General features: G+C 66.7%; 14 protein-coding genes. 5 read left to right on the top strand and 9 right to left on the bottom strand.

The window, feature by feature from the left end:
* Positions 1–44 precede the first annotated feature (44 nt).
* The 3 genes from V1258_RS01130 to V1258_RS01120 form a co-directional block, all read right to left on the bottom strand.
* Entirely contained in the window at positions 45–560 is a 516-nt protein-coding gene (locus V1258_RS01130) for a methylated-DNA--[protein]-cysteine S-methyltransferase (RefSeq protein ID WP_329747975.1), read from the bottom strand.
* A gap of 76 nt (positions 561–636) precedes the next feature.
* Positions 637–1,197, bottom strand: coding sequence for a TetR/AcrR family transcriptional regulator (locus V1258_RS01125; RefSeq protein ID WP_329747974.1), 561 nt, complete (start codon positions 1,195–1,197; stop codon positions 637–639).
* A gap of 3 nt (positions 1,198–1,200) precedes the next feature.
* Positions 1,201–1,785, bottom strand: coding sequence for a sugar O-acetyltransferase (locus V1258_RS01120; RefSeq protein WP_329747973.1), 585 nt, complete (start codon positions 1,783–1,785; stop codon positions 1,201–1,203).
* A gap of 756 nt (positions 1,786–2,541) precedes the next feature.
* On the opposite strand from V1258_RS01120, the gene V1258_RS01115 reads away from it, so the two are divergent.
* Together V1258_RS01115 and V1258_RS01110 are read left to right on the top strand one after the other, a co-directional pair.
* Complete coding sequence (locus V1258_RS01115; RefSeq protein WP_329747972.1) at positions 2,542–4,305, top strand: site-specific DNA-methyltransferase; 1,764 nt, start codon at positions 2,542–2,544, stop codon at positions 4,303–4,305.
* Between the two features lie 4 nt (positions 4,306–4,309).
* Positions 4,310–6,928 carry a DEAD/DEAH box helicase gene (locus V1258_RS01110; RefSeq protein ID WP_329747971.1) on the top strand — a complete coding sequence of 873 codons (2,619 nt, stop codon included), beginning with the start codon at positions 4,310–4,312 and terminating at the stop codon, positions 6,926–6,928.
* 138 nt (positions 6,929–7,066) lie between these two features.
* Here the strand turns inward: V1258_RS01110 and V1258_RS01105 are convergent, their stop codons facing one another.
* From V1258_RS01105 to V1258_RS01095, 3 genes are all read right to left on the bottom strand, one after another.
* Positions 7,067–8,890 carry a DUF262 domain-containing protein gene (locus tag V1258_RS01105; RefSeq protein ID WP_329747970.1) on the bottom strand — a complete coding sequence of 608 codons (1,824 nt, stop codon included), beginning with the start codon at positions 8,888–8,890 and terminating at the stop codon, positions 7,067–7,069.
* A gap of 222 nt (positions 8,891–9,112) precedes the next feature.
* Entirely contained in the window at positions 9,113–9,589 is a 477-nt protein-coding gene (locus tag V1258_RS01100) for a hypothetical protein (protein WP_329747969.1), read from the bottom strand.
* 103 nt (positions 9,590–9,692) lie between these two features.
* Positions 9,693–10,328, bottom strand: a complete 636-nt coding sequence (locus V1258_RS01095) for a recombinase family protein (protein ID WP_329747968.1) — start codon at positions 10,326–10,328, stop codon at positions 9,693–9,695.
* Positions 10,329–10,598: 270 nt separating this feature from the next.
* Between V1258_RS01095 and V1258_RS01090 the strand changes: the two genes are divergently transcribed.
* The 3 genes from V1258_RS01090 to V1258_RS01080 are packed head-to-tail and all read left to right on the top strand — an operon-like array spanning position 10,599 to position 12,549.
* Positions 10,599–11,159, top strand: coding sequence for a hypothetical protein (locus V1258_RS01090; protein WP_329747967.1), 561 nt, complete (start codon positions 10,599–10,601; stop codon positions 11,157–11,159).
* Entirely contained in the window at positions 11,156–11,563 is a 408-nt protein-coding gene (locus V1258_RS01085) for a BlaI/MecI/CopY family transcriptional regulator (protein ID WP_329747966.1), read from the top strand. The genes V1258_RS01090 and V1258_RS01085 overlap by 4 nt, the downstream gene beginning before the upstream one ends.
* Positions 11,560–12,549: a M56 family metallopeptidase gene (locus V1258_RS01080; RefSeq protein ID WP_329747965.1), complete on the top strand. Its 990-nt coding sequence runs from the start codon at positions 11,560–11,562 to the stop codon at positions 12,547–12,549. Before V1258_RS01085 ends, V1258_RS01080 begins: the two co-directional genes overlap by 4 nt.
* A gap of 6 nt (positions 12,550–12,555) precedes the next feature.
* On the opposite strand, the gene V1258_RS01075 is transcribed toward V1258_RS01080, so the two are convergent.
* From V1258_RS01075 to V1258_RS01065, 3 genes are all read right to left on the bottom strand, one after another.
* Entirely contained in the window at positions 12,556–13,617 is a 1,062-nt protein-coding gene (locus tag V1258_RS01075; protein ID WP_329747964.1) for an outer membrane protein assembly factor BamB family protein, read from the bottom strand.
* Positions 13,618–13,760: 143 nt separating this feature from the next.
* On the bottom strand, positions 13,761–14,636 hold the full coding sequence (locus tag V1258_RS01070) for a cytochrome c biogenesis CcdA family protein (protein WP_329747963.1): 876 nt from the start codon (positions 14,634–14,636) through the stop codon (positions 13,761–13,763).
* Between the two features lies 1 nt (position 14,637).
* Positions 14,638–15,417, bottom strand: a complete 780-nt coding sequence (locus V1258_RS01065; RefSeq protein WP_329747962.1) for a DsbA family protein — start codon at positions 15,415–15,417, stop codon at positions 14,638–14,640.
* Between the last annotated feature and the right edge of the window lie 139 nt (positions 15,418–15,556).

Genomic DNA, 15,556 nt, shown 5'->3' with positions numbered 1-15,556 from the left:
CGGGGGTCGCTGCACCCGGGGACGTGGGCCATGGCGTTCCCGGCTCAGAAGAGCCGTGCCTCGCTCGCCGCGGTGGGCTCCTCGAGATCGAGCAGGAGGCGCTTGCGCGGAAGGCCGCCGGCGTATCCGGTGAGGGAGCCGTCGGCCCCGACCACCCGGTGGCAGGGGATGACGATGCTCAGCGGGTTGTGGCCGACGGCCTGGCCCACGCGCTGCGCGAGGTGCGGATTCCCCAGCTCCTGGGCGATCCGGCCGTAGGTGGTGGTCGTCCCGTAGGGGATCTCCTGCAGGCGGTCCCAGACGGTGCAGGAGAAGTCGTCGCCGCGAGGGGCGAGCGCGAGGTCGAAGTCGTGGCGGTCGCCGTCGAGGTACTGGGCGAGCTGCTGAGCGGCGCGGGCGAGCACCTGACGGGCCGCGGCGTCGACGCGGTCGCCGATGGAGTCGGGGGCGGGCGGGTAGCGGTGCTGGGAGAAGTAGACGCCGGTGAGGGCGTCCTCCTCGGCGACCAGGGTCAGGTCCCCGAGGCGGGTCTCCACGAGCGTGTGGCAGGCGGTCGTCATGGTCACTCTCCTCGTCTCCCCCGGTAGTCGCGCGAGCGGCACGGGATGTGAGGTCCCCTCCCCCGGCGAGTCAGGCTCAGCGCTCCCGGCTGACGATGCGCCGCACGGCCTCGGCGATGTCCGCGGCGTCGAGCATGCCCGGGCCGAGCGCGTGATGGATGGTGAGCCCCTCGATGAGCGCATCGAGCAGCCGGGCCGTGAGCGGGTCGACGTGCCGCTCGAGCGCGGCGCGACTGCGGGCCATCCACGCCATGGTCAGTTCGCGGAAGGCGGGCGAGCGGGCCGCGAGGGTGTAGAGCTCATGGGTCAGCACCAGGTCGCGCGGGGTGGGGAAGACGTCCTCGAGGATCAGGGCGACGAGCTCGTCGACCACCCGGTCCTCGTCGCCGCCGACGGGCAGGGCCGCGAGCCGCGCCTCGAAGCGATCCGCGACCGAGTCGGCGAAGAGCATCAGCGCTTCGCGGAGCAGCTCGTCCCGCCCGGTGAAGTGGTAGGTCGTGGACCCGAGGGGCACTCCCGCCCGCTGGGCGACCTTGCGATGGCTGGTCCCGTCGACCCCGTTCTCGGCGATCACCTCGACGCAGGCCTCGATGATCCGCCGGCGGCGCTCCGGGTCGTATCTGCGTTCGGCGGCCATGCCTCAGGGTATCCGGCGCAGGACGCGCGCCGGGTTCCCGACGGCGACGACGTTCGCGGGGATGTCCCGGGTGACCACGGACCCCGCGCCGATCACGCTGTTCTCGCCGATGGTGACGCCGGGGCAGACGATGACCCCGCCGCCGAGCCACACGTTGTCCCCGAGGGTGATCGGCTCGGCCGCCTCGAGCTTGTCGCGGCGGAGCTCGGGGTCGATCGGGTGGGTGGGAGTGAGCAGCTGGACGTTGGGGCCGAGCTGGCAGTCCTCCCCGATCACGATGGGGGCGACGTCGAGGGCGGTGAGGTTGTTGTTGATGAAGGTCCGCGCGCCGATGCGGATGTTCTCCCCGTAGTCCACGGCGAGGGGCGACCTGATGTAGACGTCCTCACCGAGCTCGCCGATCAGCTGCTCGAGCAGGTCCCGGGCACCGGGCTCGCCCAGGGAATCGGCGCGATGGTACTCGTGGGCGAGGCGCCGGGCGCGGGCATGGAGTCGAGCATTCTCGGGGTCGTCGGCGATGTACAGGTCGCCGGCGAGCATCCGCTCGCGGTTCGTGCGGGGGTCACCCGCGAAGTGGGGATGGGTCATCGATCCTCCCGGCTCGGCACGGTCGGGACGATCGTACACATCCGGATGCGGCACGTGAGCGGGGACCGCGGCCGCGGCGGACAATCCCGGCTCCCGAGCACCGGACGACGACGAAGCCCCCGCCGCATATGCGACGGGGGCTTCGTTCTCGGGTGCGCCAACAGGGACTCGAACCCCGGACCCGCTGATTAAGAGTCTCGAGCCGCGCACCTTGGGGTCTCTGATCGAAGTCGACTTCGGCAAAGCCCGAGGTCGACGCATCATGGTTGGGTGACTCTTGGATGACCCCCTTGGCGGAGCAGACGCTGTAGCGGCGCCCCTGCGCCTTCTTTCCTCCACACACCCCAGTTATCCCCAAGACATCGGCGCCGCTCGAAGCCCGACAGAGCTGTCAGGCAACGTGGAAGCCATGGACGTCATCGCACAACTTCCTCTCTGGACCGCTTGGCTTCGTGCCTCAGAGCGCTCCGAGACGACTGTGCGACTGCGCGAGTACCACGTGCGGCGCTACTTGAATGGTGTGCCTGCTGAGACGGATCCGCTAGATCTTGAGTGGCTTGTCGCGTATCTCGCGAATCCGCGCTGGAAGGCCGCAACCCGACGGAGCGCCCGCACCAGCCTGAGGCGGTGGAGCTGCCGGGACGGCCTGTCCGCAAGGGCGACAAGGTGCGCATCCTGCCTCCGAGAGGCTCGACGTCCCAGGGAGACCAGCGGCTGCGGCGGGTCACTCGGGTAGAGGCGTCCGCGAGTGCCCGCGTGGCCCTGCTCGAGCTCCCAAACCAGCCGGCAGGTGAGCCGGCGGTAGCCCCTCTTGAGGATCTCGTTGTTGTGGCCGAGTTTCGGGACACGATCTATCCGGGACTCGTCTCCACCGGCAGGCTCGAGTGCGATGGCCCCCGGCCCTTCCACACCGTAATTAACGCCGAGAACCTCCACGTACTCCGCACCCTGCAGTACACCCACCGCGGGCAGATTGACGCGATCTACATCGACCCGCCGTACAACACCGGGAACGACGACTGGATCTACAACGATCGCCACGTCTCCGGCGAGGACATGTACCGACACTCCAAGTGGTTGGCCTTTATGGAACGCCGCTTGCAGCTTGCACGGGATCTCCTGAAGGACACCGGGGTCATCATCGTCGCCATCGGAGACGACGAGCACCACCGCCTACGCATGCTCATGGACCAGGTGTTCCACGAGTCAAACTTCATCTCCAACGTGGTCTGGCAGGGCGGACGCAAGAACGACTCTCGGTATGTATCGAACGGTGCCGATTATATGCATATTTACGCCAAAAATGAGCCGGAGATGTCTGCCGCGGGACTCCGATGGCGCGAGCAAAAGAGGGGCATCGATCTAGCTAGGGAAGCCGCCAGGAATATCTGGAGAGAGTCTAACGGCAACCCCGAAACCGCGACCAAAGCGTATTCTTTGTTCCTCAAGCAGCACAAGTCGGACCTGGACCCCGGCGTTTCTCGTTACAACAAGGTTGACGAGCACGGACGACTCTACAGCGCGGACGGAAATCTTACATGGCCGGGAGGCGGCGGCCCGAAATACACTTTCCCACACCCCGTCACAGGCAATCCAGTGGCAGTCCCCTCGGGCGGGTGGCGGTATCAGGAGAGCAGAATGCTTGAAGAGATAAAGGCTGGTCGCGTCGCCTTTGGTGAGGATGAGAGAAAAATCCCACGCGGGAAAGCATTCCTGGACGACCTCGAGACTCAAGTGGCGTCGTCCGTGTTTGACTCGGTACGCACTCGGGGAGGGAGTCACCTTTACACCCATACAGGGTCCGGAGTCTTTCGAGAAAAAAGGTTCCCAAATCCTAAGGACCATGAAGTCCTCATGCGGTGGTTGAGTTTGGCGGCGCCGAAAGAGGCGACGATCCTCGATTTTTTCGGTGGCTCCGGCTCCACGATGGAGGCCGTGATGCGCCTGAACGCCGAGGACGGCGGCACCCGACAGTGCATTCTCGTGACGAACAACGAAGTCGGCGCCAAGGAGGAGAGAAAACTCCGCAAGGCGGGGCTCCGCAAGGGCGATCCGGAGTGGGAGGCCCAGGGCGTCTACGAGTACGTCACCAAACCGCGGATCACGACAGTCGTTACCGGTGAAAGGCCTGACGGCTCGCGGTACGAGGACACGGTGAACGCGAACGTGGAGTTCTTTGCGCTCACCTACGAGTCGCCGTGGCGGGTCGCGCGAGGGCGCGCGTTCGACGCCATCGCTCCGCTGCTGTGGTTGCGGACCGGCGCCCGCGGACGCCGCATCGACGCCATCCCGCACACGGGGTGGGATGTCGCCGACGTCTACGCCGTGATCGCAGACCTCGACCAGACAGGACCCTTCCTCAACGATGTCGCCGCTGCAGAGAATGTGCGGGTGGTGTTCGTGGTGACAGATGACGACCGCGCCTTCCAGTCCGTCTGCGCCGCCTTGCCGGACGGCGTGGAGCCGGTGCGGCTGTACGAGTCCTACCTGCGGAACTTCGAGATCAAGGGACAGGGGTGACGCCGTGCAGTACACGCTGAAGGACTACCAGGCCGATGCCGTCCGCGAGGTGATCGACCGGCTCGGTGATGCGCGCAAGCGCTTCCGACTGCTCGGCGACCGCTCACAGTTCGCGCTCACGGCGACCACCGGTGCCGGCAAGACCGTCATGGCCGCGGCCGCGATCGAGGCCCTGTTCTACGGTGACGACGCCTTCGATGTCGCGCCCGACCCGAGCGCAGTCGTGCTGTGGTTCTCCGACGATCCGAACCTCAACGAGCAGACCCGGTTCCGTCTGATGGCCGCGTCCGACAAGCTCAAGCACTCAGATCTGGTGACCATCGAGCACCCGTTCTCCATGGAGAAGCTGGCGCCGGGGACGGTGTACTTCCTGAACACCGGCAAGCTGACGAAGTCCTCGCTGCTGACCCGGGGGCACGACACCGGCGACGAGACTCAGCAGTTCCCCGAGCTGCGCCCCTCGGCGTCGCCGGACCTGCAATCGTTCACGATCTGGGAGACGCTGGCGAACACGATCGCGGACCCGAGCCTGACCCTGTTCATGGTGCAGGACGAGGCCCACCGCGGCTTCGGGACGAAGAGCTCGAGGGACAAGGCGACGATCGTGCGCCGGCTCATCGACGGGCACGGCGGCGTGCCGCCGATGCCGGTGGTGTGGGGCATCTCGGCGACCGTGCAACGCTTCGAGGCCGCCATGGCCGAGGCCGACCTCACCGGCCAGCGCATCGCGCTCCCGCGCGTGACGGTGGACCCAGCGCGCGTCCAGGAATCGGGCCTGCTGAAGGACACCATCGCGCTGGACATCCCCGCCGAGACGGGCGCGTTCGACACGGTGCTGCTGACCCGCGCGACGCAGAAGATCGTGGAGTCGACCCAGGCGTGGGCGGACTACGCCGCGACCCAGCCGTCGAATGCTGCAGGGTCACCGGTGGACCCGGTGGTGCCGCTGATGGTGCTGCAGGTCCCCAACACCCCAGACGAAGAGCTATACGTGCGCGCGCTGGACACGGTTTTCGCGCACTGGCCAGGTCTCAGCGAGGACGCGATCGCCCACGTCCTCGGCGATCATTCGATCCAGCAGTGGGGCCCGTACCAGGTCCGCTACCTCGCTCCCGAGCGGGTGCAGGATGCCACCAACGTGCGGGTGCTGATCGCCAAGGACGCGATCTCGACCGGATGGGACTGCCCCCGCGCGGAGGTGCTGGTCTCGTTCCGGCCGGCGCGGGACGCCGTCCACATCACCCAGCTGCTGGGCCGGATGGTCCGCGCGCCCCTAGCGATGCGGATCCCGGGCAACGAGAAGCTGAACGCGGTCGAATGCATCCTGCCGCACTTCGATCGCAAGACTGCCGAGACCGTCGTGCAGGTCCTGACCGCCGGCTCCGAGGACTTCCCCGACTCCGGCGGGGAGCGCAAGGTCCTGATTGACCCGCGCGAGTTCGGACAGAACAGCGCCATCCCAGAAACCGTCTGGGCCGCCCTAGAGGCCCTGCCGTCGCAGTCGCTGCCCCGCAAGGGCGCCAAACCCATCCACCGACTCCTCGCCCTGGCCCACGCCCTCGCCACCGACGGCCTGCGCCCGGACGCCGGCAAGCAGGCGCTCGAGGAGATGTGCGCAGTGCTCGACGGCTGCGCCGCCCGCTACCGCTCCCGGATCGAGGAAGCCGTCCAGGACGTCTGGACCGTCCAGGGCCAGACCGTCATTGGCACGTACGGCAGCGAGACCTCGCTGGTCGAGCGTTTCGCCATGGTCGCCGACGATCGCGCCATCCAGTCCGCCTACCGCGATGCCGGACGCATCCTGTCCAAGGCGATCGCCGGCGCCTACGTCGACTATCTCGCGGGCCCCGACGACCCGAACACCGACGACGACGGACTGCGCGAGGCCCACGTCCGCACAGCAGCACTCTCGCTCGTCCACGAAGTACGCGAGACCCTCGGCCAGGAAGCCGACAGGCTCACGACCGCCTGGTTGGATGAACATCGGGTCGCGATCATGGATCTCGCCGATGACCGTCAGGCCGTCTACAACGACATCCGGGCCATGTCCACCGACCCGCAGCGCATGACGATCACCCGGCCGACCAACGTGGTCGCCGAGACCATGGGCTCCACCGACGACGGCGCCCGCGTCCCGCTCCCTACACGGACACGCCATCTGCTCGCCGACGAGGACGGAAGCTTCCCGGTCGGCGAGCTGAACCCGTGGGAGATCGAGGTCCTTGACCACGAGATGACTCGTCCCGGAGCGGTCGCGTGGTATCGCAACCCCGCGCGGAACGCCCAGGAAGCGGTGTCCGTCGCCTACCAGGACGGCAAGGGCGACTGGCGCACCATGCGCCCCGACTTCGTCTTCTTCGACACCGCACCTGGCGACGGCACCGTCCGAGCCTCGCTGGTGGACCCGCACTCACACCACCTCGCGGATGCACTCCCGAAGCTACGTGGCCTGGCACGCTTTGCGGTCGAGTTCGGCGATGACTTCCACCGCGTGGAGGCGCTCACCAGGGTCGACGGGCAGCTGCGTGTGCTCGACATGAAGAACGAATCCGTCCGCTCCGCGGTCAACGAGGCAACGGACGCGCTGGCGCTGTACGAGTCCCGCTACGCCAACAATTACTGAAATATCCAATCACTCATCCGCAGAATTCGGCGCTTCTGGAGGCATGTCGGGAGGGTCATAGGGTCGCGACCACCTCACACCGGGCTCACGCACGGCGGCACCCCGGACTCGTGCACACCCCTTTGACTAGCTAAAACGCTAAGCAAACCGCCCGATAACTTCAACAAGCCTCGGCCCGGCGGGCACCTCGACCGACTCAGACCCCGCACGGTCCCATAGTTGATTTTTATAGAACGCGACCTCGGTGGCTGGCCGGACTTTGAGCACCGCCACGGACTTTTCTTTATACGTAACCAGGCGCGCGTCGCGCGCCACATTTGCAGCCATCCACGACGGAATGTCTGAGCTGGAGGAAATTCGCTGAATTATCCACGCCCAGTAGTCGTTCAAACTGGTGCCCCGCAAAGTTGCCTCGCGGCCAATGCCAACTACACGAAACTCTCGAACGGTGCTCGCCGAAATGCCGTCCAATTCCCGGACTCGGAGAGCGTCCATTTCGCTGTCAGCCACGCCAAGCACAACATAGCCCGTCGATTCTGGCCCAACGTTCGAGATCGCAGTAAGTGTCCGCAGAATCTTATTAAACGAATCGGCGTCAAACTCTCGTGCACTGTCGAGGCGATGAAGCCCCTGCTTGCAGTCGAATGACTGCTGCTCAACCAGTGCATTTGTAAGAAGCTGCTCCAAATGCGTTGCCCATCCGAATCGCTGCAGATCTTCGTCGGTCTCCGAAAATTCCTCTAAAGAGTCGAGGACGATTCCTTTGAAGGCGTCGACTGTTTGGCGCTTTAATTCTGCGCGCCAGTCGCCCCCACTAGTAATCGATGCATGAGTCGCGAGATTGCGGAGCTTCTGCCTCGTTGCCAACGGATCATGAACGCGCCGCTTGTGCCTCACATCCTTAAACCGCAGCTCCCATAATGCGATGAAAAGCGCGTGATAGTAACGAGCACTACGGCCTGAGGGGCGCAGACCGATCAGGCGCGAAAACCCATCATCGCCTTGGTCGAGCACGCTTCGCAGGTCGTCATGAACGGCGAGGAAGTCTGCTATAAGCTTCTCTGCGCCATACGCGCTAACAAGTGCATTGATGGAAATAGTGGAAGCAGTACGGTCTTCAGCTGGATCGTCCGGCGCAGCCTCAAAATCATAGGCCGCGTCCCGCGCCGAGCCGGTGCTCGCCGCCAAAGGATCAATTAAACAATCCAGAACCATGTCCAAGATTAGCTGCTCGTCTAAAGATTCCCGCACATCGTTGCTTCGAAGTATATTCTGACGCACCCAGAATATATCGTTAACATTTACACCATACCCTAGGCCCCGGTTACTAATGCTCAGGAGCGGCATTTTGCGGAGCGGGATTACGTCACCTGGAGAGTTATCGCCACGAATGGTCGACGCGATCTGACGAACTAAGTCAGCGAGTGTTGACAACGTCCCCGCCTGACGCAACTCCTGCTTGGACAGACGACGTCCGCCCGAGTTAATTCGGCGGAATACTTCATCGACCGAAGCCTGTTGCTCCGCTCTAAAAACGGAAAGCGCCAAAGAATAGTTCGAAATGGCGACCGACACTTCTCGGCTTACTATCGGTGTCTTCTGGGACAGCGCGCCGGAATCCTTTAACGCTTTCGTGTCTGCGAGCGTGTCGAGATCAAAGTATCCGCCTTTGTACTCATACTCCTGCTCGATGAACGAGAAGATCGCGTTAAGACGCTGCATCCCATCGATTAGCTCAAGCGTCGCATCCGGGCCCGAAGAGGTTTCGGCGACCAAAAAAAGCGGAAGAGGGAGTGCTAACACAATTGAGTCTATAAGCCGCTGCTTCTCTTCGACAGACCATACTAATTTACGCTGATAGCGTCGATTAACACGGTACTGATCGGATCGATAGGCAGAGTAAGCGCGCTGGACTGATTCACTCCGTACGGTCAGTGCGACTGCGGGTGGCGCTTCCGGCATTATTTCTCCTCTGACGTGCGCGGCAACGGACTTCTACACTTATACTAGAGCGCCGTCGGCGCCTTACTTTGACGTTTCGACCTCAGAAGTTGCTCGGTCGAGATCTAGAGTTTTTGTTCCTTCCGTGATCGACAGGGCGGCCTCAGTGATCGGCCTTGACGTCGATCACGCTGACCCGGCTCCTCGACCAGCTCACCACCCCAGCAGCAGGACGCGTCGGCGTTAGCGCTCGAGCTGAGTGCGCATTTCGCTGGAGACGACGTCCACGAAGTCGTTGACCGCTATCTGTGCGAGTAGGCCAGCTTCTGTGCCGGTCGTCCTCAGCGCAGGGTCGCTTACGTCGACGTTCAGTGCAGCGTCCACCATGCGATTGTATGCGTCTTCGACCTTAGTGAAGGATTTCCGGTCGGCCACCTTGCTTAGCATGAACAAGCAGTCGTTGAGCTCGTTGTGTGTTGCTTCGAGAGCTTCGACATCGGCCGCTTCTCCGTGGTCTAGCTCCTTCACGGTGTTGTCCCGGAGTGTCCGGGCCCACCTATAGGCGGAGGTGCTGAGGTTCTTGTACGCCTCGTCTCGTGCGGAGGCGACTCGTTCGCGGCGCCATCGGCGAACCGCGAGGTGGGAAGTGATCAGCGTGACCACCACGGAGACGACAAGGCTCGAGACAAGGGGCCAAAGCACCGCGAACGCTCCGCTCATCGGCTGCGCGCGGACTTGCTAGCGATGCTCCCGTGGAGCACGGGCAAGTTGCAGCAGATCCAGTCAATCGTCATGCCCCCATTATCGGGGACACGCCCGGAATTCACAGCGCAGCTGAGAGTGGATCTTGCCTGAGGTATCGGTACAGCGTGGATCGGCTGATGCCGTGTTCACGGGCGATTTGGGCCTTGGGGGTGCCGGCGAGGGCGGCGTTGCGGACGGAGCGGATCTGGTCGCTTTCGAGGCTGCGGGGCCGGCCCTTGTAGGCGCCGCGCTTCTTCGCGACGGCGATGCCCTCGGCCTGGCGCTGACGGATGAGCTCGCGCTCGAACTGCGCGAAGGCGCCCATCATGTTCAGCTGGAACGCGGCCATCGCATCCGCGTGCCCGGGTTCGAAGGTGAGCCGCTCCTTCAGGAACTCGACGCTCGCGCCTTTCCGGGGGTGCTGCTCGGTGTGCTCGGCGGGATCGCCGGTGATCTGCTGGACGATGTCGTTGAGGTCGATGACCGACCGGGCCAGCCGGTCCATGGATGCGACGACGACATGGTCGCCGCGGCGGACGTGCCGGATGAGTGCCTGCAGCTGCGGGCGGTCCATGGCGCTCTTGCCAGACTGCTTCTCGGTGAGGACTTGGTCGCACTCCCCCACCGCTTCGAGCTGCCGGGCGACGTTCTGGCCGGCCGATGACACCCGGAGGTACGCGACGCGCTGCCCCGGGGCCCGAGGTGTTCCATTCATGTCTTAGACCCTAGCCGAGACATGTGCCGAAACGCGTGAATGGACTTTGTGGAACAGCGGCGATGGCTGTGCACCGAGTGTCGCGTTTGGGTATACCCAAGAGAGACACCAGAGCGTCCGACTCTCCCGCAGAAGAGCAGGAAAGCGCCGGTCTCCGAACAGATGCCACGCTCGGCCGTGGCGGGGCTGTGAGAGTAGTTTTCGTCTTGCGACGACTCGATTGAGCGTCAACGACTATGCGTGATAGTCGACTCGGGGCATACTGGCCCCATGACTCCCCTTACCGGTTCGTTCGGGATGACCTCGGGATCGTTGCGTTTGGCGGCGCTGGCGCTGCGGGGGTGGCGGGCGCGTCAGGTGCTCGTCGCCGCCGGCGCAGCGCTCGGGATCGGGTTGCTGATGGGGTTCGCGACGGTGTTGATCCCGAATCAGGTGTTCGCGCGCGACATCCCCACGGTGTGGTGGAACTACCCCGTGTGGGTGCTGTCCTCGGTCCTGCTGGGCATGCTCGTCGCCACGTACGTCACCTCGCCGGTCCCCGAGCAGGCGCGAGGGATCGAGCCCGGGAGTCGGTCGGAGGCTCGGGAGGTGAGGACCGGGACGGCTGCCGGGGTGCTGGCCTGGTTCGCGGTGGGGTGCCCCGTATGCAACAAGATCGCGCTGCTGGCGTTGGGCTACACCGGAGCGCTGACCTGGTTCGCGCCGCTGCAGCCCCTGCTTGCGCTCGTCTCGTTGGTCCTGGCCGCTGTGGCCGTGCTCTGGCGGCTCAAGGGGCAGGTGTCCTGCCCACTGCCAGCTACCTCTGCTGCGGCGATGGCGAGGACGCGATGAGCGGCACCGAGACCGGAGGGGGCGCGGAGCGGCTGCGCCTGGGTTCGCTGGAGCAGCAGGTGATGGAGCAGCTGTGGGAGCGCGGTGAGTTGACCGTCCGCGAGCTGATCGCGCAGCTGGGCGACCGGCATGCCTACACGACGATCGCGACGGTGCTGACGAACCTCGATCGCAAGGGGCTGGTGGCGCACCGCCGAGTGGGCCGGTCCGCACACTACGGGCCGCGGCTGTCGCGCGCGGAGCATGCGGCCCGACTGATGGGCGAGGCGCTGTCGGGCAGCACGGACCGTCGCGCCTCGATCCTGCGGTTCGTCGAGGGCATGGACGCCCAGGACGTCGCCCTCCTGCGCGAGTTCCTCGGACGGGAGGAGCCCACGGCTCCCTCCATCGAGAAGCCCACATGATGCAGCTCGCGCTGACCGCTGTCGCGGTCCTGGTTCCCGCCCTGCTCGGGCCCGTACTGGTGCACCGTGGGGCTGCTGTGATGGCGCGCGCCCCGCAGGCAGCCTCCATCGCACTCCTCGTGGTCCTCGGGATCTGGCTGGCCGCTTCGGCGAGCCTCATCGTGGCCCTCGCCGGAGCGGTCACCGGCCCGCAGGTGCTGCCCGCTCCGTTCGCCGACGTCTGTCAGCGGTGCCTGGCCGCGGCGACCCCCTTCGCCTCCTCTCCCGGATTCACGCTGCCCCTGCCCGCCGCGGTGCCGGCGCTGCTGCCGCTGCTGGGCCTGCTCGCTCTGACTGTCGGCGGTACCGTCCACCTGGTGGCACGCACGAGGTCGACCCGCTCTCTCGGCCTCGAGCTGGCAGCGACCGGCCGACGGGTCTGGGTGGGCGGGCGCGAGGTCCTCCTGATACCCGCCCGGGATGCGCAGGCGTTCACGCTGCCACGGCGACACGGTGGCATCGTGGTCTCCCAGGGGCTCCTCGACGTCCTCGACGACCGGGAGCTCTGCGCCGTCATCGAGCACGAGCACGCGCACCTGCGGCTGCACCACCACGAGATCATGGCGGTGCTGCAGGCGATCTCACAGCCGCTGCGGCTGGTGCCCCTGGTCCGCGCCGTCCAGGACGTGATCCCGCATCTGGTGGAGATCGCGGCCGACGACCTGTCGCGCCAGCGCTCCAGCACCTCGGCCCTGGCCAGCGCGCTCCTGGCCCTCGGCACGGCCGCTCCGGACAGCGCACGAGCCGATGTGCTGCTGCATGCCACCGGCCGGCCGGGCTCCGGCCCGGACCGGATCCGCCACCTGGTCGCGCCCGCCGAGATCAGGCCCGCGGTGGCTCCGGCACTGCTGCTGATGACGTTGCCGGCGGTGCTGGTCGGGGTCGCCGTGCTCGCGTCCTGGCCGTACGCGACGCTGCTGCTGACCGGCTGCACCGTTCCGGCCTGAGGCCGCCTACTCCCGGGTGCCGAAGTGCTCGTCGAAAACGGTGGTGACGAGGCAGCGCCGCTCCCCGGCCCGGACCACTGCCGCGGCGTCCGCAGAGAAGAGTTCCGGCATCGCGATCGGGGCGCTGCTGTCGACGTCGAACGGGTTGACCATGAGGCCCTGCAGAGTGTCCAGAACCACCAAGGTGCCCTCCTCGCGGCGCACGGCGTAGGCGAGGCGCTCCCCAGCGCTGATCAGGTCCAGCGGCTCAGGGTCCTCGTGCCGCCACTGTTCACGCCCGTCCGCATCCAGTCCCCACACCGTCGTGCCCGCGGCCAGGACCGTCACGTCGTGGATATGGTCGTGCGCGGCCGCCGAGACGTCGGTGGCAATCTGTGCCCCGCTGCTCAGGTCGATGACGAGCCCGGCGCCGCGCGGGTCGGCGATGACGGCATGGGGGACGACGGTGTCGATGGTCCCGAGCACGCGGAGGCGTCCGAGGTCCCAATCCGCGGGCAGCTCCTTCGTCCACAGGCGCTGCCCTGCGATGTTGCTCGCGATCAGCGTCGCACCGTCGCTGGTCAGGATCGTGCCCAGATGCTCGGCGAGGATCCGCCCGCCGTCCAGCTCGACCTCGGCCACAGCCACCTCGCCATCGGCGCCGGAGAGAGCAGTGCGCGGACCTCCGGCACCCATCGGGGTGTCAGTCGGCTCGGCGAACACGAGCCCGAGCGCGGCCTGGGCCCCGAGCGCCGCGACCGGCCCCCAGAGCGGCTCCGCCGTGCGCAAGTCATAGCCAGTCAGCGTCATGGCGCCGAGGGCGTCCGGCGCGGGGGCGAGGTCGGCGAGTACGACGAAGGGCTGGTCGTCCGCTCCGCGGGTCAGCGTGAAGCCGGTGCAGCTCAGCGGCCGGTCGGCCTCCCAGAGCACCGTCCCGTCCTGATCGACGGCGAGGTAGGTGAGCCGGTCCTCCCCTTCGCGATAGCCGACGAAGACGCCGTCCAGCTGCTGCGACGGCGCCGTCCACCCCGGGTCCACGACGATCATCGGGATCATCTCCAGCGGCAGCCGCATCTCCTCGGGCGCCACGCGCGGGGCGACCTCGCCCCGACGCCGCGGCGTCGGGTCCTCGACCGGCGCTGCCGGCGTCGGCTGCGTCGGTGCCGGCTCCGAGGAGCTGCACGCGGCAAGCAGAGCCAGCAGCGGCGCAGTCGCCAGAAGCGTCCGCCGCCTCATGCGCGCGGTCCGGGAACGCGGATCTTCACCTGCGCCGCGCGATCCGGCTGGCGTCGGCGGTCGTGCCTAAACCAGATCCCGAGCGCGAGCGCGCCGAGGGCGAGGAGCATGCCGGCCTGCACCAGCGGGCTGGACAGGCCGGCGGTGCTCGCCTGCCAGCGGGCGAGGGTGCTGGTGGGGACCAGCGAGGGCATCGTCACCAGGCCGTTGGTGGTCCAGAACAGCACACCCAGCGCGATGATCAGCAGGCCGGTCGCGAAGGTCGTGGTGTGCAATCGGCGTCCCAGGAGCGTGAACTCCCGTCCCCGCAGCCGGGACCGGCCCCGCGCTCCGAGCCGGTGCCAGACCGCGGCCAGGATCATGAGCGGCACCACCATCCCGGCGCCGTAGATCGCCAGCAACAGCCCGGCGATCACCGTGCTGCCCTGGCCCATCGCCAGCGTCAGCACAGCGCCCAGGATCGGGCCCGCGCAGAACCCCGCGACGCCCCCGACCGCTCCCAGCAGCAGGGTGCGACCGAAACCCCGACCCTGCGCCGAGCTCTGCTGGAGCCTCTCGAAGCCGGGCAGGAGCCGGCCTAGGTCGAAGCCGAACCCGAGTGCATGGGCCGCACCGAGGACAACCAGCAGCACCGAGGTGACCGTGACCAGCAGCGTGTGGTGGCCCGCCAGGAGCGAGCCCAGCGCTCCGACGCCGAGGCCGAGCGGCACCAAGGTCAGGGCGAGGCCGAGGTAGAACACGAGGGCGTGCGGCACGAGACCCGCCCGGGTGGTCACGGTGGAGGCGAAGAAGCCCGGCAGCAGCAGCGCCCCGCAGGGGCTGAGCAGGGCCAGCGCGCCGCCCAGGAAAGCGGTGAGCAGACCGACCTCCATTTCAGTCCTCTTCCGCCAGCGCTTCATCGACCATGTCGACGAAGACCTCGGTGGGCTGGGCCCCCATGGTCGGGGTGCCGCCGATGAGGAAGGCCGGGGTGGACAGGGCACCGAGCTCGATGCCCTGCTGGGCGTTCGCTGCGATCGTGCTGGCGACCTCCTCGGAGTGCAGATCCTCCGTGAACCGGTCGGTGTCCAGTCCGAGTTCACCGGCGAGATCGATCAGCGCCTCCTCGCTCAGGTCCGCGGAGGAGCGGATCTCGCCGCCCTCGAACAGGCGCTGCTGGTACGCCTCGTGCTCGCCCTGCATGGCGGCTGCCAGAGATGCTCGGGCGGCGCGCTCGGAGTCCTCGCCGTATACGTTCACGTCCCTCCACTCGATGCGCAGCTCCCCGCGTTCGACGTACTCGCGCATCACCGGCGCGGTCTCATGGGTCCACTGGGCGCAGTAGGGGCATTGGTAGTCGGTGAAGACCACCAGCGCGACGGGGGCATCGACCGGGCCCTCGGCCAGCAGATCCTCGGGGTTGCGGGACTCCTCGCTGCTGAGGTCCGGCGCGGCGACCTCCGAGGGAGCCTCGACGACCACGGCCGCCGGCTCACCGCCCTCGGCCGCAGTGCCCTCGCTCCCCGGGTCGGTGGAGGCCGAGTGCACCACGAACACCCCTGCCACCAGCGCCAGGGTGCTCAGGACGATCAGCACCGGGGTCAGCCAGCGTCGACGGGGCGAGCCCATCGTCGTGGACGGTTCATCGGCGGACCGAGGATCGGGGCGGGTCACAGGGATCTCCGTTCGAGGGGGGACATGATTACTATCGCACATAGTAAGTGCAACTAGTGAGCGAGCGTCAACGCGAGACGAAGAGGTTCGCCGGAAATGCCTGGAGGTGCTCTACTACGAGCTCGCCGGGGCTGAGGTG

The organism is Brachybacterium sp. J153 (assembly GCF_036311905.1).
GTDB lineage: Bacteria > Actinomycetota > Actinomycetes > Actinomycetales > Dermabacteraceae > Brachybacterium.
This window is presented reverse-complemented; position numbering and strand designations above follow the sequence as displayed.

Bases quoted from the DNA above. Each gene is read 5' to 3' on its own strand.
- V1258_RS01100 (WP_329747969.1), bottom strand. From the start codon at position 9,589: ATGAGCGGAGCGTTCGCGGTGCTTTGGCCCCTTGTCTCGAGCCTTGTC.
- V1258_RS01095 (WP_329747968.1), bottom strand. From the start codon at position 10,328: ATGAATGGAACACCTCGGGCCCCGGGGCAGCGCGTCGCGTACCTCCGG.
- V1258_RS01070 (WP_329747963.1), bottom strand. From the start codon at position 14,636: ATGGAGGTCGGTCTGCTCACCGCTTTCCTGGGCGGCGCGCTGGCCCTG.
- V1258_RS01080 (WP_329747965.1), top strand. From the start codon at position 11,560: ATGATGCAGCTCGCGCTGACCGCTGTCGCGGTCCTGGTTCCCGCCCTG.
- V1258_RS01130 (WP_329747975.1), bottom strand. From the start codon at position 560: ATGACGACCGCCTGCCACACGCTCGTGGAGACCCGCCTCGGGGACCTG.
- V1258_RS01120 (WP_329747973.1), bottom strand. From the start codon at position 1,785: ATGACCCATCCCCACTTCGCGGGTGACCCCCGCACGAACCGCGAGCGG.
- V1258_RS01105 (WP_329747970.1), bottom strand. From the start codon at position 8,890: ATGCCGGAAGCGCCACCCGCAGTCGCACTGACCGTACGGAGTGAATCA.
- V1258_RS01085 (WP_329747966.1), top strand. From the start codon at position 11,156: ATGAGCGGCACCGAGACCGGAGGGGGCGCGGAGCGGCTGCGCCTGGGT.
- V1258_RS01125 (WP_329747974.1), bottom strand. From the start codon at position 1,197: ATGGCCGCCGAACGCAGATACGACCCGGAGCGCCGCCGGCGGATCATC.
- V1258_RS01090 (WP_329747967.1), top strand. From the start codon at position 10,599: ATGACTCCCCTTACCGGTTCGTTCGGGATGACCTCGGGATCGTTGCGT.